Genomic DNA, 22,580 nt, shown 5'->3' on the forward strand with positions numbered 1-22,580 from the left:
TTAAGCCCTCTTGGTGAGTGCACGGTCCATGGCTGCACGGATCCTGCGTTCCAAACCCTGCGGGTCGGCCAGGTCCTGCCACTCGATGCGGAGGATCGACCAGCCCTGTTCCACGAGTGCCCTCTCGCGGCACCGCTCCGCAAAGAGTGCTTCATCCGTAGGCCGGTGTTCGAAGTACTTGCCGCGGCCATCAAACTCCAGGACCAGGCCCAGCTCCTCCCATGCGAAATCCGTGCGGTAGCGCCCGTGGGGCGCCCCAATGGCAACCTGGAGGCTGGGCAACGGCAGCCTCATCCTGGACAGCAGCAGCCGGGTTCGGGTCTCGCAGGCGGATTCGCTGTGGGCGTCGAGGGCATCCAGTACCCGGCGGGCCCGCGCCGATCCCCGTTGCATTGGGCTCTCGGTGAGCATGCGCCGCATCCGCGCAGCATCCGCAGCCAGTGAACCGCGGTGCGCCACCACCCCGGACTGGTGGCTGCTCCGGTTGGGCGAAAAGTCCTGCACCACATGCACCTCCGGACCACAGTCCAGATCCAACAGCCGTGCAGCCGTGCGGCGCTGGTGTGGCTGTAGATGCCGGTGCTGCGGGCCGAGGCGGCATGCGCATGCAGCCGCAGAATGTCCCGCCGCCAGGGTTCAGCCTCCTTCCACGCCACGGCCGGAATGCAGGCACCCCGGCAGATCCGCACCAGAATGCCGGACCGGACTGCTGCGGTGAGGGATCGCTCGGGCACACCCGCGGCCGGCAGTGTTTCGGTTGTGGCGATCATAGAGTGGGCGTCCGCCGGCCAGCGCTGGGCCAACAGTCTGCGCAATGCGGAATCAGCCATGCCCCCCATGCTGGCCATGGCCGGCACACTCCGGCGGCACCAGCTGCCGGAGTGTGGACGTCCGGGCACGGAGCGGCGCCTGTGCCGGAGCCGCGGGATCGTGCGTGGGCGGCACAAACGCCGTCGGGCAACAACGTCCGTGCGGTCAATACACGCCCTAGCTGGCCATGAACGTGGCGTAGGCGGCGGCCGCCTTGTCCAGCTTCCGCTGCTGGGCGGCCGTGAGCTCCGCGAAGGGGCTGGGCACGACGACGGCGGCACCGCCCTTGGGCGTCTTGGCGCCCTTGGCCCAGGTCCCGGCAACGCGGCCGCCAGCCACGATGGTGGATCGGAAGACGCCGTTGCCACCGGGCACGATGGCCTCGGCGTGCTCCGGGGCCAGGGCTGCGCTGCGGTCCGCGTAGCCGAGCAGAAACTCGTCAAAGCCGGGCAGGAGCAGCAGCGACTGTGCGCCGGGGACTGCCTTGGCATCGCTCAGTGCCGCCGTTTCCGGCGCCATCCAGACGCTGCTGCCGTCCAGCTGGGCCTCTGCAAGGTCCGGCTGCGCCGCGGCCAGGCCGGCCCGGGCGTCAGTGAGGGTGAGCTTGGCCCACCAGGCAAAATCCTGGAGCGTGGCCGGGCCGTGGCTAGTGAAATACCGTGTGGCCAGCTCTGCGAGGGCCTCGCTGCGGTCCAGCACCCGCGGCGCGGGGATCCAGCGCTCCATCAGCATGAATTTCTGCCCATTGCCATGGCTGGGGCCCTGCACCAGCGTGCCGGTGAGGCTGAGCAGCCAGAGCAGATGGATGCCGCGCTGTCCGGTGGTCTCCTGCCCCGCCGTCTGGAACGCTGCCATGAGCTCGTCGCGGGAGGCCTCGCCGTGCTCCTCCAGCACCCGGTGCGCAGCCTCCCGAGCCACCTCGACGTCGCGGTCTTCGATGCCCAGCTGGCGGTGCCGGCCGGTCTGCCCGGCGACCATGCGCCCGCTGGTCAGCGACAGAATCCAGCCGAGGTCCTCCGCAGCTGTCAGGTGCAGGGTTCCCCGCAGCGGCCAGGACCGCACGATCTCCCCGGCATCCAGCGCCGCCTGGACGGCGGAGCGCCCGGCGCCGGGGACGCGCAGCCCCACTGACCACAGGGCGCCGGGCAGGTCCTGGCCCTGCATCGCCGTCATCCATTTGACCGCCTCAACGGGCCGGGTGAAGGTGCTCGCCAGCAGGCGCTGGCCGGCCAGCCGCAGCCGTGCCGCGGAGGAGGGGGTGAGGATTGCTGGCATGGCCCCAATCTAGCCCAGGACGGTGGCGATTCTCAGCCCTCCCCCGCGGCATCTGGTTTGATTGCCAGCCACAGTGTGGTGTCGGGCGGGATGACATCCGTCTGTTCCTTGAACGCCGGGTTGCTGCCGAGCAGCACCGTTCCGGCCGGGACAGGTATCGGAGTGGTGTCGAAGTTGGTGATGCTTTCCCACTGCCCCCGGCGGAAATGAAGGGCCCCGGGGGTGTCGATCCATTCCACGTCGGCTGCTGACTGCAGGGCCCTGCGCAGCGAAATGGCGTTCCGGTACAGCCCAAGGGTCGATCCCTTGCGGCCGTCCTGTCTGGATGCGGCAAGGTCACCGAACCAGGCTGGCTGGGGCAGCCACGAGCCACCGGCACCGAATCCGAAGGATGCCCCATCCTCCGTCCAGGGCAACGGCACGCGGCACCCGTCGCGGCCCTTGAGCCGATGGCCGGTGCGGGTCCAGATGGGGTCCTCGAGGACAGCCTCGTCCAGATCCGCCACCTCGAAAAGCCCCAGTTCCTCACCCTGGTAGAGGTAGGCGGAGCCGGGCAGGGCGAGCATCAGCAGGGTGGCCGCGCGGGCCCGGGACAGTCCCATGGCCCTGTCCTCCTGGGGGAACACGCCGTCGCTTTGGAGCCACGCGTCGAGGTCCGTCTCGTTGGGAAGCGCGAACCGGCTGGCGTGGCGGACGATGTCGTGGTTGGACAGAACCCATGTGGAGGATGCATTGCACCGCGCGGCGTCCTCGAGTGCGGTGGTGATGATGGTCCGGAATTGTCGGCTGTCCCAGCGCGCATTGACGAGGTCGAAATTGAAGGCCTGGCCCAAGCCGTCGGCCCTGGCGTAGAGGGGCCGGCGCGCGGCAGGAGCCCACGATTCGGCGACAGCCATGCGGGCAGGCGTGTACTCGTTGAAGAGTTGCCGCCATTCCGCATAGATTTCGTGCACCCCGTCCCTGTCGTACAGCGGATCGCTTCCGTCGTCAGGCAATAGCTTGTCGAGGTTTGGCTGGCTTCGAAGCGGCTCGGACATGTCCTTGACCAGACCGTGGGCAACATCCACCCGGAACCCGTCCACGCCCAGATCCGACCAGAACCGCAACGTGGTGAGGAAATCGGCCCGGACGTCGGGATTGTCCCAGTTGAAGTCCGGCTGTTCCGGTGCGAACAGATGCAGGTACCACTGTCCATCGGGCAGCCGGGTCCAGGCGCTGCCGCCGAAATGTGATTGCCAGTCCGACGGCGGTTCGTCCCCATTCGGCCCCGTCCCGTCGCGGAAAATGTACCGGTCCCGCGCGGCTGATCCTGGTTCTGCCGCGCGGGCCTCGCGGAACCAGGGGTGCTGGTCCGAGCTGTGGTTGGGTACAAGATCAACGATGAGTTTCAGGCCGTGCCTATGGGTTTCGTCGGCGAGCACCGTGAAGTCGGCCAGCGTCCCGAACCGCGGATCCACGTTTCGGTAGTCGGCGACGTCGTAGCCGCCATCGGCCAGTGGCGAGGGGTAGAACGGGCTGATCCAGAGAGCGTCGGCCCCGAGACTGGCAAGGTGGGGCAGCCGTGACGCCACACCGGCGAGGTCGCCGGTGCCGTCGCCGTTGGCGTCGGCAAAGCTGCGGGGGTAGATCTGGTAGACGACGGCGTTGCGCCACCAGTCCTCGGCCACAGTCGGCGTCGTGCCGGCCGTTGATGCGTTCACGGGAGGGATCCTTCTCGAAAATGGTTGGTGGGGATCGGCGGGTTCATCCGGGATGGATGGGGATGGCTGAAGGACGTCACCCCTTGGTGGCTCCCTGGAGCAGTGCTTTGACAAAGTGCCGCTGCAGGATGAGAAAGACGATAATGGTCGGTGCCATGAGCAGTACAGACCCTGCGTTGAGAAGAACCAGATCGGTGCTGTATTTGCCGACGAAGGACTGCAGCGCACCGGCCATCGTCCGCTTGTCCGGATCATCCACGAGCACGATGGCCAGAAGGAACTGGTTCCAGGTGGAGAGGAACGTCAGCAGCCCCAGCGAGGCAAGGGCCGGCCCGGCCAGCGGAACGTGGATGAGACGAAAGGCCCGCAGCGGGCCGGCGCCGTCCATGCCCGCGGCTTCGGACAGTTCTTCCGGAACGGTCAGGAAATGGGCCCGCATCCAATAGACGGCGAAGGGCATGTTGAGCCCGACCAGGGCCAAGCAGAGACCAACGCGGCTGTTGAGCAGCCCCATGTCCTGCAATTGCTGGTAGAGGGGGACGATGGTCACCTCGAACGGAAGGGTCAATCCGACCAACAGCAGCAGGAAGAAGAGTTTGCCCAACGGTATCTTCAGCACCACCAGCGCGTACGCGGCCATTGTTGAAATCAGCATCACCGCGGGGACGACGCCGAGCACGATCAGAACACTGGACCCCAGCAGGGTGGTGATGTTGGCGAGGTTCCAGGCGTCGATGAAATTGTGCCATTGCGGGTCCGCCGGCCAGGACAAGCCCTGCGGGATGGTGCCCTGCGGTTGAAGGGCGGCCGAGAGCATGCTCAGCAGCGGTATGACCGAAAAGAGCATGGACGCGAGGATCAGGATGGTGCCGGGCAGATTGATCCGGCGCAGCGTCATCCGGGACCGCTTCGGTTGGGTGAGGGTGGGTGCTGTTGACATGGAAACCACTTCTTATCGTTGTCTAAAGACGCGCTGCAGGGGGCCGACGACGGCGAGGACCAGGACCGTGAGGACGATCGCGAGGGCGGACGCCAGTCCCAACCGGTTTTCCACGAAGGCCAGTTCATAGACCTTGACGCCGGGAACCATGGTTGCCTGCCCGGGGCCGCCCTGGGTGGCAATGAACACCACATCGAAGCTGGCCAGGGCCGCAATGACAGTGATGGTGACGCAAACCCCGATTTCCTGCCGCAGGCCCGGCAGGGTGACGTTGCGGAACTGCGCCAACCAGCTGGCCCCGTCCATGCGGGCAGCCTCGTAGAGGGAGGGATCGATCTTGCCGATCCCTGCCATGAGCAGGAGCGTGCACAGCCCGACGGAGAGCCAGGTGCCGATGAAACCGACCGCAGGCAGGGCGAAGGTGAAATCGCCCAGCCAGGCCCTGCTGAAATCTCCGAGTCCGATGGCACGGAGGAACTGGTTGACCAGCCCATCCTGGGAGTACATCCATGTCCATGCCACGGCCGAGGCAGCTCCGGGAATGATCTGGGGCAGGAAGAGCAGCGTACGGGCGAGGCCGCCGAACAGTTTGCTCTGGATGTCCCGCATGACAGCGGCGACGACGAGCCCGACAGCTACGGGGATGATCGTGAAGAAGATGATGAGGAAGAAGGCGTGCCACAAGGTGCTCAGGAGGGTCGGGTCCGAGAGGACGTGGACGTAATTGTCCACTCCCACCCACCTGGCAGTGCCGATGCCGTTCCAGTCGTAGAAGGAGTACTGGACCGAGGAGAATACCGGCCTGACCACGAACGTCAGGTACATGGCCAAGGCCGGGAGGGCGAAAAGCCAGCCCGCCCAGCGCCGGTTGGCGGGGAATCGGCGGCGGCGCTTGCCGGATGTGTGCGCCGTCGCTTCTGAACGGTTGAACCGGGCGGGCCGGCTAGTCACGGTGCTCATTTCTTGGTCTGGTCCTCGTACGTCTTTTGCACCGTCGCCAGGAACTGCTGCGGCGTGACCTGGTTGGCGGCCAGCTGCTGCAGTCCGGGGTTGAGCGCGGACGTAGCCATGCCCTGCGAGACGTCGGCCACCCATCCGGTCAAGGAGTTGTCGGCGACGGCCTTGGCATAGGAATTGGAAAGCTGTTTCTGGACGGAGTCGCCCATGCTGAACGTCGTGGCGGCGTCGGGAGCCTTCGCGGAAAATCCATTCTCGTAGGCAGCGGCAGCGGCCTCGGGGCTCTGCACCCAGTCCAGGAATGCTGCGGCTGCGTCATGGTTCTTGGACTTGGCCGGGATGACGAAGGACAGGGACGTTGATGACATGGCCGTGGCCGGGTGGCTGGCGTCGGTGCCGGGCAGTGGGAAGAATCCAAGATTCCCTTCGTCCACCATCTTCTTCAGCGGCCCCAGGATCCAGCTCCCCTGGACGGTGAAGAGTGCATCACCGTTCATGAACCGGCCGTAGGAGGGATCCTGCTCCAGGGCGTTCTGGTCGCTGTTGAAGTAGCCGGCTGCCATCCAGCTCTGCAGCTTCGTCGTCGCGGCCAGCGCCTCGGGGGTGTCCAGGGTGGATCCCGGCTTCAGGAACCGGAAGTCATTGAGCTTTTCGGCACCCATGTAATCGCCGAGCAGCAGGTTCCACACATGGCCGGTCAGGCCGGTCTTGTTGGCGCTGATGATCGGCGTGATCCCGGCATTCTTGGCCTTCTTCAGCGCGTCATCAAATTCGGCAAGGGTCTGGGGAGCCTTGTCCATACCGATCTTCGCGGCCAGGTCCCGGTTGTAGAAGACGCCCGTCATCGGACCGGCAGGTGCGCCGAAGGCATAGAGGGAGCCGCTGCCGAGCACGCCGTTGTCCACCTGGTATTGGCTGAGCTGGGCTGCGGGAAGCGTGTCCCAGCCGTATGCCTTCGCATACGCATCCAGGTTGGTCAGGACGCCATCCCTGACGTACCCGGCAATCGCGCCGCCCGGATAGCGGACCAGGTCCGGTGCGTCGTTGGAGCTGATGACGCGGGGCATGTTCGTGTTGGTCACGGCATCGGGATCGCTGCGCAGGGTGATAGTGATGTTGGGGTTCTTCTTCTCGAACGCCGCGATCAGAGCCTCGTCAAAATCCTTCAACCCTGCTCCGTCGTAAAACGTCAGGGCCACCGGCTTGTCGATGGTGGTGCTCACTGCCGCGGGACCGGCAGCTGCCTGGCTCCCGGAACCGGGCGCACAGGCGGTAAGGGCCATGGCGCTGGCGGCGCCCAGTGCCATGATGCCCCGAAGGGCGGAACGTCGTGCCAAGAGGCCGCGGGGGCCACCACTTTGTGACATGTACATCTCCATTGGCTAAAACCGTTCACCCCCGGGCAGCCGTTGATGGCTCCGGATCGGAAACGCTTCCTAAAATACTCCGGCAGACCTAGTGACATGTCAACGCCTTCCATCAACTTGCCTTTAAACAAGCCGAAAATAACGACTCTTCATTTGCCACCACCCACGGAAACGCATCCTATGGAATGGAACGGTAGACTCGTGGAATGTCCGAATCGCACCCCACCAGACCCAGCATGTCCGACCTTGCCAATAGCCTTGGCCTCGGCGTTGCGACGGTTTCGCGTGCGCTCAGCGGCGCCACGGGGGTGTCGGAAAAAACGCGGCAGCGTGTACGCCAGGCCGCCGATGATCTGGGCTACGTCGTTTCTCCCGAAGCATCCCGGCTGGCAGGCGGCCTAACGCGGCGAATTGCCGTGGTGACACCCCACCTGTCCCGATGGTTTTTTTCGGAAATGCTCGACGGCATTGAAGCCGAGCTCAGGCAGGCCGGCTATGACGTTCTGCTCTACCACGTCCCTGACGGCGCATCGCGCCACCAGTTTTTCCGCGACCTGCCGGCCAGGCGCAAGGTGGATGCGGTGGTTGCCGTTGCCTTCCCCATCGACGATGATGAGGCGCGGCGGCTCGAACTTCTTGGCGTTCACATTGTGGCAGCCGGAGGACAGACGGCTTCCTATCCCTTTGTCTGCATCGATGACGGAACGGCTTCCCGGCAGGCTGTGGACCATCTGCTGTTGCTGGGGCACCGGCGCATAGCCATGATTGAAGCATTTGATCCCGACAGTCCGCAGTGGCACGTCCGCGTGGGGCGGTCGCAGGGGTACTATGCTGCGCTCGAAGAAGCCGGCATTCCAATTGACGAGAAGATGGTCCTGTCCGTCCCCTGGAGCGGTGAGGCGGGAGCGGAGGCGATGGCCAAGCTGCTGAGCCTCCCCCGCCCGCCCACTGCAGTCTTTGCCCACTCCGACGAGGTGGCCCTCGGCGCCATCCGAACCTTGCGGCGCGCGGGGCTGCGCATCCCACAAGACATGTCGGTTGTCGGGATTGACGACCATCCCCTCGCAGCGCTGACCGACCTCACCACCATCCACCAATCGGTCAGGGAGCAAGGGGCACAGGCAGGCCGCATGGTCCTGGACCTGCTCGCCCAGCGTTCGACAGCCACCGCTGTCACCACGCCCACCCACCTCATCCCGCGCGGCAGCACGGCGCGCCCGCGTGAAACACCCTCTGCACCCGGACACACCGGCCAGATGTGACGGCTGGTTCGGAGGCGTTCAGCGGCGTTCAGCGGCGTGGCCCCGAGTTAAACGAAAATCGCGCCTCCACATGATTTTCGCGCCCGGGGCACGGGCGCGAAAATGATGTGGAAGCGCAATTTTGGAAGAGGAAGGCTACCGGGTGCGGAGCTGGGCGGTGATGGGGCAGTCGAAGGGATCGCGCTGGCCCAAGCCCACGCGGTTCAGATAGCGCATCACGATCATGTAGGACTCGCCCAGGGTGGTCTCCGTGTAGCGGATGTTGCGCTCGGCGCAGTAGGCGCGCACCATCGGCTGGACCAGCTTGAGGTTCTTGGAGGACATCGTCGGGAACAGGTGGTGTTCGATCTGGTAGTTCAGCCCGCCCATGCCGGCGTCGACCAGCCAGCCGCCGGAGATGTTGCGGCTCATCAGCGTCTGGCGGCGCATGAAGTCGATCTTGACGTCCTTGGGCACCAGCGGCATGCCCTTGTGGTTGGGGGCAAACGAGCCGCCCATGTACAGACCCAGCGCCATTTCCTGCACGGCCAGGAAGGCCAGGCCGATCCACGGGCCCAGGAACAGCAGCACGACGACGGGGAAGACCACCAGGCGGATGAACAGCAGGGCGAGCTCCACGCGGCGGTGCGGCATTGCATGCTTGGTGTCCAGGGCGCGGCGCACTGAGCCGATGTGCAGGTCAAGTGCGGCAAGGGTCAGCAGCGGGAAGAAGAAGGCACCCTGGTGGGCGGCGAACCACTTGGCGAAGCCTGTCCGCTCTGCGGCGGAATCCGGGTCGAAGACCAGCACGCCGGCCTCGATGTCCAGGTCCACGCCCACCTTGTTGGGGTTGGCGTGGTGCTTGCCGTGCTTGTTCATCCACCATCCGTGGCTGAGGCCGACAAACAGGTTGCCGGTGATGATGGCCGTCCAGGCGTTGGCCTTGGTGGAGGCGAAGATCTGCCGGTGGGCGGCGTCGTGGGAGAGGAATCCCGTGAGCGTACACATGATGGCGAACAGGACGGCTGTCACCAGCTGCCACCAGGACTGGCCAAGGGTGACAAACAGAACGCCGACGGCGGCGAAGCCCAGACCCAGGCGGATCATGCGCCCCACGTACCAAGGGATCTCCCGCTTCATCAGACCCGCAGCGCGCACCTCATCGGTGAGGGCAATGAAGTCCGTGACGTGTCTGTCCCGCACCGGACGTGTCGGCCTGGACAGTGTTGCGGAAGACATGAGAGCCCCTTCGTTGACGATTCCCCAATCTGTCATCAACGCTACGGATTGCCGTCCCTGTGCACATCACACCCGGGAGCCGTCCCGACCCCCTACCGTCGTACGGGGTCCAGGCTCAGAGGGTGCAGCCGACCAGCACCGGCTCCGGGTGCAGGTCGATGCCGAAGGCGTTTTCGACGCCGGTGCGGACGGCGCGGGCCACGGCGAGGACGTCCTCGGCAGTGGCGGCGCCGCGGTTGGTGATGGCGAGGGTGTGCTTGGTGGACAGCGACGCGCGGCCCTGCGCCACGCCGTCGGGCTCCAGGCCAAAGCCCTTGGCAAAGCCGGCCCTGTCGATCAGCCAGGCGGCGCTGAGCTTGACCTCGCCGTCGCTGCCCCCCGGATAGCGCGGCGCATCCCCGGGCAGCGTGGCGGCCATCTCCGCGGAGACGATCGGGTTGGTGAAGAAGGATCCGGTGGAGAAGGTGTCCCGGTCCGCCGGGTCCAGCACCATGCCCTTGGAGGCGCGCAGTGCGAGCACCTCGCGGCGGACGTCCAGGGCGTAGGCGCGCTGGCCCACCTCCACACCCAGGGCCCGGGCCAGCTCGGCGTAGCGGATGGGGGCGCTCATCCGGCCCAGCAGCAGCTGGAATTCCACGGTGAGCACCACATAGCGCGGGGAGCCGTCCACGGAGGTGGCCTTGATGATGGAGTTCCGGTAGCCGAACTTCAGCTCGGAGCTGGTGAAGGTCTGCACGGCGCCGCGCTCCCGGTCCCAGACGCGCACGGCGGCGATGGTCTGGGAGACGTCGGCCCCGTAGGCACCCACATTCTGCACGGGGGTGGCGCCGGCCAGCCCCGGAATGCCGGACAGGGCCTCCAGGCCGCTCCAGGCGTGCAGCACGGACTGGTGCACGAAGTCGTCCCAATCGTGGCCGGCCTGCACCACCACCGCCGCGCCCCCGCAGCTGTCCTCGGCGTTGACCGAGTATCCGCTGCTGGCGATCTGCAGCACGGTGCCGTCGAAGCCGCCGTCGCCGACCACCAGATTGGAACCGCCGCCCACAATCAGCAGCGGGGTGCCGGCGTCGTCGGCCTCCCGGACGGCCGCGATGATCTCCGCCTCGGATTCCGCGCGGACATAGCCGGCGGCGGGGCCGCCGACGCCGAGGGTGGTCAGGGAGCTCAGGAGGGTCTGCGCAGTCACCCTTCCAGACTACCGGCCCGCTCTAGACGAGTAATTCCAAGCGGTCAGTGGTCGTAGGCGATGAGTGAGCGGCGGACGGCTTGGCCGGTGCGGTCGTTGTGCCAGATCGCCGCGGTCATCGCCAGCAGCCGCTGAATGACGCGTGCGGCGACCCCTGCCGGGGTCCGTCCGCCGTGTTGTTCCAGGTCGAGCTGGCCCTTGAGGGTGTCGTTGATGGATTCGATGACCTGGCGCAGGGGTTTGAAGAACCGGGCCCCGGCGCGGGGCTTTTCGCCCCGGCGGGCCGGGCGCAGCAGATCAATCCCGGCCTCCCCCAGGGCGGCTTCGAAGTCCCGGCCGTAGTAGTTCCGGTCCGCGATCACCGTCTGCCGGTGCCCGTCGGCCAGCACCCGGGCCATGGCCGGGGTGCCGGCGAGGATGTCCAGGAACGTCTGGCGTTCATCGGCCGTGGCACCGGTCAGGGCATACCCGACCGGCAGCCCGTGAACGGTGGCGACCAGATGTAGCCGCAGCCCCCAGAACCAGCGCGAGTGCGAGGCGCAGTACCCGTACTCGGCCCACCCCGCCAGCTCCGAGCGGCGGACCGTGTCCTTGGACCGGCCGCATTCGACCGGGGTCGAATCAACCACCCACACGTCATCGCAGCAGATGTCATTGCGCTCCCCGAGAACACCGATGAGCCAGTTCATGGCCGGGGCCAGCCGGCGCAGGCGCTTGTTGTACCCGGACTGGCCCGGCAGATACGGGAACATCGGGTGCAGGGACGCATGCGCGTACCGCAGCCACCTCGCCTCGGAGGTGAACCCCAGCAGGGCCTGCATCAGCGCCAGGGTCATGAGTTCGGCATCGGTGATCTTCGGGCTGATGCCGATCCTGGGCCTGTAGGGCATCCGTTCGGGATGGGCCTTCAACAGGTCATCGGCGTCGGCATAGAATGCCGTTGCAAGGGTGTCCAGGTCGGCGTCCACGTGAGCCTCCAAGTTCGACGTTGGGTAGATAACGCCGATTCTGGGCACCCCTGCACCACGGGTCAATGCATGCCGCTGCGCCGGGATCCCTTGGAATTACTCATCTAGGCCGGAACGGCGCCGCCCTTCCTGGGGGCGTGGACATAGGGGGTCAGGATGAAGCTGATGACCAGCATCACCAGAACCGCCAGCAGCGAGTGCAGCACGCCCACGTGCTCGGCCAGCAGGCCCAGCAGCGGTGGTCCGCAGAGGAAGGCACCGTAGCCGATGGTGGAGACCACCGAGACGCGGGCCGCGGCATTCTCCGGATCGTCCGAGGCGGCGGACATGCCCACGGGGAAGCCGAGCGAGGAGCCCAGACCCCACAGCACCAGGGCGCCCAGGGCCACCCACTGGTTGGGGGCGAAGACGAACACTGCCAACGCCACCCAGTCCCCCGCGGCACCCTCGGCGATCGAGAGGCCCAGCACCAGCACGCCCAGCAGCAGTGTGCGCTTGTCGCGCCAGGCGGCCTTGATGCGGGCCTTGCCGTCCGGCTTGGCCGCCGGGTTCTCCGCTGGGTTCGCCACGATGGGGATGGGCCCCGTGGCGGGGCCAAGATTCAGATCCTCGACGGTGTCCACCAGCGCGGGGCCGGCGGGACTGCGCTCTGATTGGTAGTAGCCGGCGGCGATCCACACCGAAATGAGGACCGCGGCGGCCGTCGCGGCGAAGTGCCAGAGCACGGGCAGGTGCACCGCGGCAGCCCACGCGCCCAGCCCGGCACCCAGCACCGTGCCGAGGCTGAAGGAGCCGTGCAGGCGCGGCATGATGTGCCGGCCCGAGCTTGAGGACAACCAGCCCCGACGCCGAGACGGAGACAAAGGCGCCCAGCGTCATTCACAGCAGCAGGATGCCCACGCTGCCGGGCGTCAGCGCCAGATCATCCCGGATCGCGGGGATGCGGGACACCCACGAGGCAAACGCAACGCCGGAGGCACCGTAGCTGGTGACTACGGCGTTGCGCCAGGAAAGGACTCTGCTCACGCCATTTTGACGAGAGCCTGCGCCTTCATGAGGACCTTCTGGCCGCCGGAGGTGACCGTGAGGTCGATCCGTGCGGTGGAGTTTTCGGCGTCCAGGGCGCCGACGACGCCTGCCACCTCGATGAGCGCGCCGGGTTCAAGATCGGTGTCCGCCACCGGAACGGGCTTGGTGAAACGGGTCTGGTAGCCGGAGACGGCGCCCGGATCCCCGGCCCAATCGGTCACCAGCTGCACTGCCGCACCCATGGTGAACATGCCGTGGGCAATGACGCCGGGCAGTTCCACGGAGGTGGCGAAGCGCTCGTTCCAGTGGATCGGGTTGAAGTCGCCGGAGGCGCCGGCGTACTTCACGAGATCCGCACGGGTCACCTCAACGGTGCGCGAGCCGATTTCCTGCCCAACGGTGAGTTCTGCGAAGTCCATTACTGCCCCTCTCCGCGGACCAGGATGGCCGAGATGGTGGTGGCCACCGGTTCCCCGGCCGCCGTCGAAATTTCTGCTCGGGTGGTGATCATGGCCCCGCCGCCCATGCCGCGGACGGAGTCCACGTGCAGCTCGGCCACCAGTTCGTCACCGGCAATGATGGGGCGGTGGTGCGTGAAGCGCTGCTCGGCGTGCACCACGCGGGAGAAGTCAATGCCCGAGTCCGGATCCTCGATCAGCTGGGCATCGGCCCGCTGGGCCACGATGATGGCGAAGGTGGGCGGTGCGACGAGGTCCGCATGGCCCAGGGCGCGCGCGGCATCGACGTCGAAATGGGCCGGATGCGTGGCCTTGACGGCCCTGGCGAACTCGCGGATCTTTTCACGGCCGACGTCGTACGTCGCGCCCTTGGGGTAGCTGCGCCCCTGCAGCTCGGGATTGATACTCATGCCCCAAGCCTATCCTCCGGCGGTGCGGCGGCGCGGTCAGCTGCGGCCCCGTGACTTGAGCTCGGCGACGACGTCAAGCAGGGCCTGCATCTCGCCCTGTGCCTCGTTGCTGGGCGGGATCCCGAAGAGCGCCGCGTTGTAGTAGAGGCCGTCCCCAATCAGCATGATGGCCCGGGCAATGGCGGGGTCTCCGACGTCGGCCAGCAACAGCTCCAGCCAGGTGGTGTGCAGCTCCTCGAAGGCGGCCCGCACCGTGTGGTCCTCGCCCTGGGCCAGGCGCATGGCGGCGATCAGCGTGCGGTCGAAGGTGCTGTCCCCCACCACCGAGGTCTTCACGTAGTAGTGGGCCCCGCCTTCGGGGGCGATCCGCATCTGGGCGAAGTCCGTCTCGGCCTGCTCGCGCATCTTGGCCACCAGCCCGGCAGTCAGGGCCTCGCGGCTCTTGAAGTGGTACAGCAATCCGCCCTTGGAGACGCCGGCGGCTGCGGCCACGGCATCCAGCGTCGCGGCCCGTTCACCGTCACTGATGAGCAGGTCCTCGAATGCCAGCAGCACTCGCTCGCGGGCCGAAAGTTGTGTCGTCATGCCTTCAAGAGTACCCAAACCCGAAGACTGTACCGTCCAGACGGTTTACTGTACCGGCTGGACGGTATAGTATGGGAAGTGTGCCGGCCCCGGCGCCACCCCACCACGAGATTTTCAAGGACAGTGGACATGACCAGCAGCATTGCCCCCCAGGCAGTTTCGGCCACCACGGCACCGCCGCGTGCCGGGCGCCGGGAGTGGATGGCCCTTGCCGTCCTGATGCTCCCGGTGCTGCTGGTGGCAGTTGACGGCACGGTGCTCGACCTTGCCATCCCCTCCATGTCGATGCACCTGCACCCGAGCGCCAATGAGCTGCTCTGGATCATGGACATCTACCCGCTGGTGCTCGCCGGCCTGCTGGTGTCCATGGGCTCCCTGGCCGACCGCATAGGACGGCGCCGGCTGCTGCTGATCGGCTCCTTCGGCTTCACGGTGGTGTCAGTATTTGCCGCCTTTGCACCCACCGCCGGTGCACTGATCGGCGCCCGCGCCCTGCTGGGCTTCTTCGGCGCCATGCTGATGCCCTCCACCTTGTCGCTGCTGCGCAACACCTTTGCCGACGCAACCCAGCGCCGCACCGCCGTCGCCATCTGGGCCGCCTGCTTCTCGGGAGGTGCCGCCCTGGGCCCGATCGTGGGTGGCTTCCTGCTGGAGAACTACTGGTGGGGCGCCGTCTTCCTGCTCTCCGTGCCGGTGATGATCCCGCTGCTGGCGCTGGCCCCGTTTCTGATCCGCGAGTCCAAGGACCCCCACCCGGGCCCGATCGACCCGCTGAGCATCGGCCTCTCGTTTGCCGCCATGGTGCCGACCATCTTCGGCATCAAGATGCTGGCCCAGGAGGGCATTTCCGTGGCCGGCCTAGCCATGCTGGTGGGCGGCCTCGCCGTCGGCGCCCTCTTTGTCCGCCGCCAGCTGCGCCGCACCACGCCGATGCTCGACGTCACGCTGTTCCGCAACCCGGTGTTCTCCGGCGCCGTGCTGGTGAACCTGATCAGCGTCTTCTCGCTGGTGGGCTTCCTCTACTACGTTTCCCAGCACCTGCAGCTGGTCACGGGGCAGTCCCCCACCGAGGCAGCCTTCACGCTGGTCCCGGGTCTGGTCGTCTCCATCGCCACCGGCCTGCTGGCCGCACCGCTGGCCCGGAAGATCCGCCCCGGCATGCTGGTCGCCGTCGGCCTGATGCTCAACGCCGCGGGATTCTTCGTGGTGATCCTCAACAGCTCCGGCTCCGTGCCGGGACTGATGCTGGCCTTCGCCATCCTCGGCGCCGGTGTGGGCATGGCGGAGACCATCTCCAACGACCTCATCCTGTCCGCGGCCCCGCCGGCCAAGGCGGGAGCGGCGTCGGCCATTTCCGAGACCGCCTACGAGGTGGGCGTGGTGCTGGGCACGGCGGTGCTGGGCAGCATCCTGGCCGCGGCCTACCGCAGCAATGTGGCGCTGCCGGAAATGCTGACCGGCGAGGGCCGTGAATCCGCCAGCCAGACCCTGGGCGGCGCCATCGACGCAGCCTCCACGCTGCCGGCCGGACCGGCCCAGGCCCTGGTGGAATCCGCCCGGCACGCCTTCGACTCGGGCTCGGGCACCGTGGCCGCCGTCGGCGTCGTCCTGATGCTGCTGGCCACCGTAATGTCCCTCATCACCCTGCGCCGGGTCAAGGCGTCCTAACCCGCGGTCCCGACCCAACTAGGTGACAGTTATCGCACGTTCTGGGCCTCGGAACGTGCGATAACTGTCACCTAGTTGGGTGCGCACCCAGAATCCGTCCAGTTAGCTTTGGGACCCTTGGACAATGCGTTTTTCTTCAGCCCCCGCTCCCGCCCGGCGGCGCCGTGCCCTGGGATGGACGACGGCGGCTGCCGCGCTCCTGCTGGCGCTGGCCATGGCGGGCTACAAATTCCTGCCGCCGCACAGCGACGCCAGCTTCCTGCTGGGCACCGCCCTGCCGTGGCTGGGGCTGGCCGTCCCAGTGCTGGCCGTGGCCTCGCTGCGGGCCCGCTCCTGGCTGGGTGGAGCCGGCACGGCCGCCGCCCTGGCGGCATGGCTGGTGGTGGCCGGGCCGTGGCTGCTGCCCTCCCCCGCACCGGCCGCCCCATCGCAGGCCGCGGGGCAGTCCTCGGGCCCGCTGCGGGTGGCGAGCCAGAACCTCCGGGCCGGAAACCTCCAGGCCCCTGCCCTGCTGGACAATCTGGCACAGTCCGGAGCCGACGTCGTCGCCCTCCAGGAGGTGACGGGGTCCACCGACACCGGGCCGGGCACCAGCATTGGTGCGGCCTACCCGCACCAGAGCCGGGTGGGCACCGTGGCGCTGCTCAGCAAGACCCCCATCAGCAATGTCCAGCCACTGGCCCTGGGTTTGGGCTGGAAGCGCGCCCTGAACGCCACGGTGTCGGTCGGCGGGTCGGAGGTAAGTGTGTACGTGGTGCATGCCGCCTCGGCCCGGCCCAACGACCATGCTGACCGCGACACCATGCTGGAATCGCTCGCCGGGATCGTTGCCACGGATACGAGCTCGAGGGTGGTGGCGCTGGGCGATTTCAACGCGGCCAGCGATGAGAACATCCTGGGTCCCATCAAGGCCCAGCTGAGCGAACCCTCGCAGGCCGAACGCGGCCCCGGCTTCACCTGGCCCTCGGCGTTCCCGATGGCGCGCCCGGACCACATCTTCGCCCGCGGGCTCACGGGGATCTCCAGCACGGTGGTCGATTCCATCGGCAGCGACCACAAGGGCGTCACGGCCGACTTCGCCCTGTAGCCGGGACACGGGCGACGCAGCTTCCAGCTTGGGACGCAGTCGCAGCCATGTCCCAAAAGGGAATCGACGTCATGGATGCAGTGGCGCGCCCCGGAGTGGGGCTATTTGCCCTTGAGGCGCTGGCGCATGACGCGGCCGCGGACCATGAGGGAGCCGATGTGGCCCAGCATGCCGGCGCCGATCACGGCCAGGCCGGTGAAGTTCACGGCCGGAACGCCGGTGGCAGCGCCAATGATGACGAGGATGATGCCCAGCGCTGTGAGCCCCATGGCGCCGAAGACGAGCCACTTGTACAGCGGCGGGGCGGTTTCGAAGAAGTCGTTGAGCACCAGCCCAGTCTACCGGGGCGAGGCGGTCTAGAAGAGGGACTCCTGCACCGACGGGACCTCGGTGGTGAAGCCGCCGGCTGTGGCGACCCGGCCCTTGAGCGCGGAGAGGTCCACCAGGAAGTCCAGCTCCGAGCCGTCCAGCCGCACCAGAGCGTAGGGTCCCAGCAGCGAGGAAAGCTGCAGTCCGTGGCTGCCAGAGTCCAAAGCCTGCGGATAGTCGTGCCGCTCCCCGGGTCCACAGACGGCCTCGGCCAGGGCCGGCCGCTGCCAGGGATCGTCGACGACGTCGAACCCCTCCAGCTCGACAGTGGCCAGGAAGGAGCGGACGGCGGCGGCGTGCGCCGCGTTCAGCGCGGCCAGCTCGGCGCCGGGGCGCGGGGCCAGCAGTGCCCGGTGCTTGGCGGCGGAGCGGACAAATTGCGTCAGTCCCACGGACTGCGTGGCCAAGTCCTCGAGCAGCCGCACCACGCGGCCGTCGGCGGCATGGGCAACATAGGCCGCCACGACGGCGCCCTGCTCGGCGAGGCGCGAGAACCTGCTGCGCGCCGATGCGGTGCCCACCTTGGTGGTGCCATCGGCAAAGGTGGCCACGTACAGCCAGTGCTCCTGCGCCAGATACAGCTTCAGCCCGGGCGGAGCGATGCCGCTGCGGTGGAAGTCGTGCATGAAGCGGAAATCGTCGCGGCCGAAGCACGGACCGCACTGGTAGCCGCGCTCGGCGTCCGACGACGTGGGGCACGGGTGGTGTGCGACGTCATCGGGCCCGGACACTGCCGAATACCCTAGGCAGCGGCGGGCACCGGGGGCCACACTGAAGCGCAGCCAGTGGCCGGCGGACAGCGGCAGGGAGCCGTCGCCGTCGTCCGTGGTGAACGACAGCGACGGCCCAGAGCCGTCCCAGCGGATGCCGCGGACCAGCGCCGAGGCGGGCAGGCCGGCGGTTGGGGACGCGGTTGCCTCACCGGGTTTCGGCTCCGCTTCGCTGCGCTCAACCACCGGGGTGCTTAGACGGCGGGCTGGACGCCGTAGGCGATGGCGAGCTTCATGATCTTCTCGGCACGGCCCAGGCGGGGCAGGTCGGAGCCGTCGCGGATGACTCCGCCGCGGGCGTTGAAGTCCTCCATGAAGTCCGTGGCCCAGGCGACATCGGTCGGCGTGGGACTGATGACCTCGTTGATGATGGTGGTCTGGTCGATGGCCAGGGCCAGCTTTCCCGTCATGCCCATGGAGACGGTGATGGCGGACTGCTCGCGCAGCACGGGGTGGTTGGTGCCCACGGTGGGTCCGTCGATGGGGCCCGGCAGGTTGCCGACGCGGCTGGCGACCACCAGCTTGGCGCGCGGGTAGGCCATGGCTTCGCGGTCGGCGCTCATGCCGGTGTCGCGGCGGAAGTCGCCGGAGCCAAAGGCCAGGCGGAACGCACCCTCGGCCTTGGCGATGTTGTTGGCTTCCTCGATGCCGACGGCGGATTCCACCAGGGCCAGCACGCGGGTTTTGCCGTCCAGACGGTGGAAGGTCTCCTTGACCTGCTCCGCGTTCTCGGTCTTGGCCAGCATGACGCCCAGCAGGCCGGGGTTGTTGCGCAGTTCGGCAACGTCGTCGGCCCAGAAGTCGGAGTACACATCGTTGATGCGGACCCAGGCCTTGCCACCGTTGTTCATCCACTCGATGACACCGGCGCGGGCGGAGGCCTTGTTCATCGGGTCAACGGCGTCCTCAATGTCCAGCACGATGGCGTCGGCCCGCGAGGCGGCGGCGTCGTCGAAGGTCTCCGGCTTGGTGGCCGGGACCAGCAGCCAGGACCGGGCAATCTCGGCCGGGATGTTGCGTGTACGTGCGGGCTTTGCGGTGGCTTCATTGCCAGTGGAGGTTGACATGGTACTACCGTATACGCGCGGGGCGTCCGGTTGCCATTTGGACCATAACAAGTGGGATTATTCACCCGCCAGCAGCTACGGCAGCAGCTTCAATAGTGCGCCGAATCCGGGCCCATGCTCCCCTATGTCCGTATTCGCGACCTCCTTTTCCATGGCGGCGTCCAATTGGTTCCGGCTCATCGAGGAGAGCGACCAGCCCAGCGGCGGGTCCAGCGCCGGGATGCTGTCGGGGGCGACGACGACGATGGCCCGGCCGCCGAGTTTGGCGAGCATCCTGTTCGTGGCCGCCTGGCAGCCGCTGTCCGAGGACGGCGACGGGCAGGAGCGCAGGCCGCCGTCGAGGCGTTGGAGCCAGGCGGTGGAGCTGATCTGCAGGGCCCGGGCGTTCAACCCCACGAGCGGAACTGCCAGTTCACCTGCCGCGGCAGGAGGGGGTTCAACCCTGTCGGTGCCGGGATGGTTCTGCAGGAACAGCACCACCGGGACGATGTAGTCATTGACCGGGGGCGTTGGAGGTTCAGGGGCACCGCCGGCGGCGCCCTGCCGCTGCAGCACTGAATAGGCCTCCGCCGCCTCGACCTGGGCATTGTGCTGCTGGACGGCCGCCCGGATGGTTGGCATGAGGTCGCTCAACGTGCCCAGCGCCGATCCCTCCGAGTATCCCCCGTCGATGGCCTGGTAGGTCCGGGTCGGATCGCAGCCGCCCTTCGCCGCGAGGGCCGGCACGCGGCCGGCCGGGGCGATGATCGGGAACCTGGCCGACAGCATGGCGGCCGTGGACCAGCGCAGCCCCAGCGGGCAGCTCTGGCTGCCAAGTTCCTGCTGGGCGAGCAGGTCAATCGACAGGGGGAAACCCTGGGGGTCCAGACAGCCCGGGCCCGCACCCTCCGGCGCTGGCCCCTTGCTGTAGTCGGCCGGAGCCAGGATCTTGGCAGGCATCTTCAGCTGGCTGACCAGCAGCCGGCACCCCAGCCCGGATGCGGTGGAGTTCATGATCAGCGCGCCGGCGGGACCGGTGGTGAAGGCGCTGAATCTCTGGACCAGAGGCGGCGCCGCTTCCTCCCACCGGGTTTCCATCAGTGCGGCCCTGTCGTACCAGTCCGCTGTTCCATTGGAGCCGGCCGGCACCATCAGTCCCGTGCCGGAGGCAATGATGTCCCCCACCGCGGCTCCGGAGACGGCCGCAGCGAGCGCCTGCGGGTCCGCGAGCGCGGTGGAGGCCTCGGCAGCGGTCTGCGGCTGCCCAGCGTCGGCGGGTGATTCTGTGCCGGCTGGCACGGTGCCAGGGACCGCGCTTGCGGCGCCGCCGTAGAGCGTTGCCAGGGCCAGGCCCACGGAGCCCCCGCTGACACCGCTGGAGAGCAGTGTTGCCTTGGCTCCGCAGGAACCGGCGCCGCCGGTGGAGCCCAGCCGCGCCAGGCCCTGCACCGTCCACTCCGTAGCCCGGATGCCGCCGCCCTCCGAGGCCACCAACAGCATCGGACGGACACCCGGACCCGACTCGCCGGATGCCCCGGCGCCCGGCAGGTGGCAGGCCGCGCTGCCGGCCAGCCACTCGTCAAACCGCTGCTGGAGCGTGGAGCGCTCCAGGGGCGCGGGGTCCAGTTGCCGGATGGCATGGACGCGCACATCCCCGCCGTTCAAGGACCCCACGGCCAGGATCACCGCGACGATGGACAGAAACGGGTTGGCCCGCAGGCCCATCCGCTCAAAGACGGCCAGCGGGCGCCGGTGCTGCACGGCGGCTATCAGGAAGCCAAACACCATGGCCCAGGCGGCAACGCCGGCGACAGCGGTTGCCGTCACGCCGGCAATCTCCGTTGTCCCGGCCGGAGCAAAGGCCAGCAGCACCAGCGCGCCGATGGCCAGGCCAAGGCCGAGCCCCGCGGCCCAGCGGCTGGGTGTGCGGCTCTTGATCCTCGGATCCATCAGACCCTGGTACCACTTGGCCGTTGGCCCGGGGGCACCGGCCTCAGGTCCTGAAACGGGCCAACAGCGTTTGACGACGCGGTTGCCCACCCAAAATGCTGTGCCGACAGTCAACCAGCCAAAGGCCAGCAGGGCCACGGACCAGCCAAAGATGCTGCAGTCCCCGGCGGGTGAGAGAACAGAACAGACTCGTTTGCCGTCGTCGATCCTTGACTGCGCAACGGCCAGTGCCACGGGTGCGGTGAACGAGCGCACCAGTGCCATGCCGGAGACGGCGGCGAAGAGCATGGCCAGCACGTCGCCGCAGCGCCAGATGTCCCGTGCCAGCAGCCTGTCCGTAGGCGAGGACGGCAGCGGGAGGCACCGTGGAAAGACGAGGGAAAAGACCAGCAGGCCCACCGGCAGAGCCAGGAAGAACCAAAACTGGCCCCGGGGCGGATTGGCCAGGCCGATGGTTCCGGCCGCCACTCCCCGAACCACCACCACGGCCAGCGCCGCCAGGAGCACCGCCGGGCCCAGCCACCACGGCCATACGGCTGCCTTCAGCTTGGCCACGGGTGGATCAACGGCGTACAGGTCCCAGGCCAGTTCGCTGCGCCGCCGGCCCATGACGGCCATCCCGGCGGCGACCACCAGCACGACGACGGAGGTGAGCACCCATTGCCACGCGGCACCGCTGCCGGCGGCCCACGCCCGCTGGGTGTCGGGCATCTGGTCATTGACACCGGCGATGGGCAGCAGCGCCAGCACGCCGATGATCAGGATGACGGCCGCCGAGAGCCGTTGGAAGAAGACGGCCTTCGCCGCCCGCCGCAGCGAGGACCACAACCGGTCCCTGAGGTCCTTGATGCTGAAGAGCACCGGCACCAGCGCACCCAGCGCGGCCCACTTCACCACGGCTGCCACCGGGAGCAGGCCGGCCAGCGGCGGGGCCGAACCCGCACGCAGCTCCGCCGCCGAGATGAACAGCAACACCGCTTCCGTGGCCTCCGCCGCGGCAAGCGCACCCAACAGGATGCAAGGCACAACACGCCGGCCGAAGAACCGCCACAGCAGCGGGATGTAGAGCGCGGGGAAAACCACATCCAGGACCGCGTAGACAACGAGGAGCCAGGACACCTCCTGGCGCAGCGGCCCGGGCAGGGACAGCCAGTCCGTCCACAGCTGCGCATGGGTGCCTGCCTCGAAACCCTGCAGGCTGCTGGCGGTGCCACCCGCGCCTTCGGGGGTGCGGGCTCCAGCCAGCAGCCGGTCCACCTCCACGATGGCAATCCAGGCGGTGAAGGACATGACGGCCAGAAACCCGGTCAGCCACCGCTCGAAGCCGTGGGTTCTTCGATCAATGACCGGCGCTTCCCGCGGGATTCCCGCGGACTTGTACGACTCAAGTACCCATGCCATCGTGGCTCCGGTTCTCCCACACCTGTGTGGGGCAGCTGGCCATGCAGATCACGTTGGCTCCAGTGCACACCCGGGCCTCGGCGCCGTCAAGGTTCGACATGCCCCGACGCATTGGTCCGGCCCC

21 protein-coding genes are annotated in these 22,580 nt (G+C 67.7%); 3 read left to right on the top strand and 18 right to left on the bottom strand.

Annotated features, from left to right (window positions below):
- The 6 genes from K254_RS0113515 to K254_RS0113540 all read right to left on the bottom strand — a co-directional run bounded on the left by K254_RS0113515 (window position 1) and on the right by K254_RS0113540 (window position 7,049).
- Window positions 1-504, bottom strand: a complete 504-nt coding sequence (locus tag K254_RS0113515; protein ID WP_155848579.1) for a hypothetical protein — start codon at window positions 502-504, stop codon at window positions 1-3.
- Between the two features lie 483 nt (window positions 505-987).
- Window positions 988-2,085 carry a winged helix DNA-binding domain-containing protein gene (locus tag K254_RS0113520; RefSeq protein WP_026555815.1) on the bottom strand — a complete coding sequence of 366 codons (1,098 nt, stop codon included), beginning with the start codon at window positions 2,083-2,085 and terminating at the stop codon, window positions 988-990.
- A 32-nt stretch (window positions 2,086-2,117) separates the two neighbouring features.
- Window positions 2,118-3,785, bottom strand: coding sequence for a glycoside hydrolase family 13 protein (locus tag K254_RS0113525; RefSeq protein ID WP_035750189.1), 1,668 nt, complete (start codon window positions 3,783-3,785; stop codon window positions 2,118-2,120).
- 76 nt (window positions 3,786-3,861) lie between these two features.
- Window positions 3,862-4,725, bottom strand: a complete 864-nt coding sequence (locus K254_RS0113530; protein WP_331271236.1) for a carbohydrate ABC transporter permease — start codon at window positions 4,723-4,725, stop codon at window positions 3,862-3,864.
- Window positions 4,726-4,737: 12 nt separating this feature from the next.
- Window positions 4,738-5,685 (bottom strand): carbohydrate ABC transporter permease, encoded by a 948-nt coding sequence (locus tag K254_RS0113535; protein ID WP_035750190.1) that lies wholly within the window; start codon window positions 5,683-5,685, stop codon window positions 4,738-4,740.
- Window positions 5,682-7,049: an ABC transporter substrate-binding protein gene (locus K254_RS0113540; RefSeq protein WP_026555819.1), complete on the bottom strand. Its 1,368-nt coding sequence runs from the start codon at window positions 7,047-7,049 to the stop codon at window positions 5,682-5,684. The genes K254_RS0113535 and K254_RS0113540 overlap by 4 nt, the downstream gene beginning before the upstream one ends.
- 206 nt (window positions 7,050-7,255) lie before the next feature.
- Between K254_RS0113540 and K254_RS23250 the strand changes: the two genes are divergently transcribed.
- Window positions 7,256-8,311, top strand: a complete 1,056-nt coding sequence (locus K254_RS23250; RefSeq protein WP_035750191.1) for a LacI family DNA-binding transcriptional regulator — start codon at window positions 7,256-7,258, stop codon at window positions 8,309-8,311.
- 135 nt (window positions 8,312-8,446) lie between these two features.
- On the opposite strand, the gene K254_RS0113550 is transcribed toward K254_RS23250, so the two are convergent.
- The 8 genes from K254_RS0113550 to K254_RS26325 form a co-directional block, all read right to left on the bottom strand.
- Window positions 8,447-9,529, bottom strand: a complete 1,083-nt coding sequence (locus K254_RS0113550) for a fatty acid desaturase family protein (RefSeq protein WP_026555820.1) — start codon at window positions 9,527-9,529, stop codon at window positions 8,447-8,449.
- A gap of 115 nt (window positions 9,530-9,644) precedes the next feature.
- A complete protein-coding gene (locus K254_RS0113555) occupies window positions 9,645-10,715 on the bottom strand; it encodes a UDP-N-acetylmuramate dehydrogenase (protein WP_026555821.1) in 1,071 nt (356 codons plus the stop codon).
- A 44-nt stretch (window positions 10,716-10,759) separates the two neighbouring features.
- Window positions 10,760-11,683, bottom strand: a complete 924-nt coding sequence (locus tag K254_RS0113560) for an IS982 family transposase (RefSeq protein ID WP_026555822.1) — start codon at window positions 11,681-11,683, stop codon at window positions 10,760-10,762.
- A 104-nt stretch (window positions 11,684-11,787) separates the two neighbouring features.
- The gene (locus K254_RS23255) at window positions 11,788-12,492 is read right to left on the bottom strand and encodes a hypothetical protein (RefSeq protein WP_051389224.1); all 705 of its coding nucleotides are present in this window, start codon (window positions 12,490-12,492) and stop codon (window positions 11,788-11,790) included.
- Between the two features lie 70 nt (window positions 12,493-12,562).
- Window positions 12,563-12,709, bottom strand: a complete 147-nt coding sequence (locus K254_RS26480; RefSeq protein ID WP_442853057.1) for a hypothetical protein — start codon at window positions 12,707-12,709, stop codon at window positions 12,563-12,565.
- Window positions 12,706-13,131 carry a MaoC family dehydratase gene (locus tag K254_RS0113570; protein ID WP_026555823.1) on the bottom strand — a complete coding sequence of 142 codons (426 nt, stop codon included), beginning with the start codon at window positions 13,129-13,131 and terminating at the stop codon, window positions 12,706-12,708. Before K254_RS0113570 ends, K254_RS26480 begins: the two co-directional genes overlap by 4 nt.
- On the bottom strand, window positions 13,131-13,580 hold the full coding sequence (locus tag K254_RS0113575; RefSeq protein WP_026555824.1) for a MaoC family dehydratase N-terminal domain-containing protein: 450 nt from the start codon (window positions 13,578-13,580) through the stop codon (window positions 13,131-13,133). The genes K254_RS0113570 and K254_RS0113575 overlap by 1 nt, the downstream gene beginning before the upstream one ends.
- A 36-nt stretch (window positions 13,581-13,616) precedes the next feature.
- Window positions 13,617-14,165, bottom strand: coding sequence for a TetR family transcriptional regulator (locus tag K254_RS26325; RefSeq protein ID WP_026555825.1), 549 nt, complete (start codon window positions 14,163-14,165; stop codon window positions 13,617-13,619).
- Window positions 14,166-14,294: 129 nt separating this feature from the next.
- Here K254_RS26325 and K254_RS0113585 point away from each other — a divergent pair, with 129 nt between their 5' ends.
- Together K254_RS0113585 and K254_RS23260 are read left to right on the top strand one after the other, a co-directional pair.
- Window positions 14,295-15,833 carry an MFS transporter gene (locus tag K254_RS0113585; RefSeq protein WP_026555826.1) on the top strand — a complete coding sequence of 513 codons (1,539 nt, stop codon included), beginning with the start codon at window positions 14,295-14,297 and terminating at the stop codon, window positions 15,831-15,833.
- A gap of 124 nt (window positions 15,834-15,957) precedes the next feature.
- A complete protein-coding gene (locus K254_RS23260) occupies window positions 15,958-16,920 on the top strand; it encodes an endonuclease/exonuclease/phosphatase family protein (RefSeq protein WP_051389225.1) in 963 nt (320 codons plus the stop codon).
- 101 nt (window positions 16,921-17,021) lie between these two features.
- On the opposite strand, the gene K254_RS0113595 is transcribed toward K254_RS23260, so the two are convergent.
- From K254_RS0113595 to K254_RS0113610, 4 genes are all read right to left on the bottom strand, one after another.
- On the bottom strand, window positions 17,022-17,249 hold the full coding sequence (locus tag K254_RS0113595; protein WP_026555827.1) for a hypothetical protein: 228 nt from the start codon (window positions 17,247-17,249) through the stop codon (window positions 17,022-17,024).
- Window positions 17,250-17,276: 27 nt separating this feature from the next.
- A complete protein-coding gene (locus K254_RS0113600) occupies window positions 17,277-18,245 on the bottom strand; it encodes a DUF2797 domain-containing protein (RefSeq protein ID WP_231391867.1) in 969 nt (322 codons plus the stop codon).
- An 8-nt stretch (window positions 18,246-18,253) separates the two neighbouring features.
- The gene (locus K254_RS0113605; RefSeq protein ID WP_026555829.1) at window positions 18,254-19,126 is read right to left on the bottom strand and encodes an HpcH/HpaI aldolase/citrate lyase family protein; all 873 of its coding nucleotides are present in this window, start codon (window positions 19,124-19,126) and stop codon (window positions 18,254-18,256) included.
- A 75-nt stretch (window positions 19,127-19,201) separates the two neighbouring features.
- Entirely contained in the window at window positions 19,202-22,456 is a 3,255-nt protein-coding gene (locus K254_RS0113610; RefSeq protein ID WP_026555830.1) for a hypothetical protein, read from the bottom strand.
- Window positions 22,457-22,580: the final 124 nt, after the last annotated feature.

The organism is Arthrobacter sp. 35W (assembly GCF_000482545.1).
GTDB lineage: Bacteria > Actinomycetota > Actinomycetes > Actinomycetales > Micrococcaceae > Specibacter.